Source organism: Dolichospermum sp. UHCC 0259 (genome assembly GCF_009711935.1).
Lineage (GTDB): Bacteria > Cyanobacteriota > Cyanobacteriia > Cyanobacteriales > Nostocaceae > Dolichospermum.
Genome location: NZ_VIKX01000059.1, coordinates 1 through 994, shown reverse-complemented (window position 1 = coordinate 994; position 994 = coordinate 1). Strand labels below are relative to the sequence as shown.

The window sequence follows — 994 nt, the reverse complement described above, 5'->3', positions numbered from 1 at the left end:
TACTGTAGAAGGAATTAATAATAAACTCAAATTAATCAAAAGACTTGGATATGGATTTCGTAACTTTAGTAATTTTAGATTACGTAGTTTATTAAACTGGCACTTTAGTATTAATTCTCCATAAAAGGGACGCAAGAGCCAGAAATTTGATATACTAATAATATGTAAAAATAATCAAATCTAGTATTTTATGATTAATAATCACCAACTCATCACAGCAACATCCTCAACTACACCCTGGAACGATTTATTATTAGAAATTGCCTAAACTCCAGAAGAATATATACCAGAAATATTGGAAATTGTCCGTTTATTTCGTCAAAATTTGATCAATAAACCAACAGTTTTGATAAACACAGAAAAACACAATTTAGACTGGCAAGAATTTATTAATCAAACAGCAGGAAGTTGTGCAGATGATCCAATTATTCTGGATAATTGAGGTATTGATGATACTTTAGATGATAGCTTAGAAGAAATGATTAATTGTTAGGAATACAAACTGATGAAATACTTATTAGATAGTAATGTTTGTATTCAATATCTTAATCAAAGATCAGAAAAGATTATTCAGCGTCTTTAGATATAGAGATTTTCATAAATTTATGATACAATCAAAAATATTACAAATAAGTAATTCTATGTTAAATTTAGAAAGGATTACATTTGATCCGCAAATCATGGCAGGACAAGCTTGTATTCGGGGGATGCGAATACCTGTTTCTTTAGTGGTAAATTTAGTAGCTAATGGAACACCACTAGAGGAAATTTTAGAAGAATATCCTGATTTAGAAGCTGATGATATTCGTCAATCTTTGCTTTATGCAGCGTGGTTGACTCAAGAACGGGTTTATTCTTTTAAAACTGCGTAATATTAAAATGAAGTTTTTAGCTGATATGGGAATTTCACTACGGACTGTATCTTGGTTGCGTAGTGCTGGTTAGGATCGTGGATTAAATAACCTGTAATTCTGGTTTAGCGGTGTAATTCCAT

Annotated in this window: 3 protein-coding genes; all 3 read left to right on the top strand. The window is 30.5% G+C overall.

The genetic code is table 11. The annotated features are described in order from the left end of the window. A partial coding sequence (locus FJR05_RS04590; protein WP_168642427.1) for a transposase occupies window positions 1-124 on the top strand: 124 nt, incomplete at its 5' end. Window positions 125-295: 171 nt separating this feature from the next. Continuing rightward, complete coding sequence (locus FJR05_RS04585) at window positions 296-442, top strand: hypothetical protein (protein ID WP_168643006.1); 147 nt, start codon at window positions 296-298, stop codon at window positions 440-442. A 199-nt stretch (window positions 443-641) separates the two neighbouring features. Continuing rightward, on the top strand, window positions 642-872 hold the full coding sequence (locus FJR05_RS04580; RefSeq protein WP_168536448.1) for a DUF433 domain-containing protein: 231 nt from the start codon (window positions 642-644) through the stop codon (window positions 870-872). Window positions 873-994 lie beyond the last annotated feature (122 nt).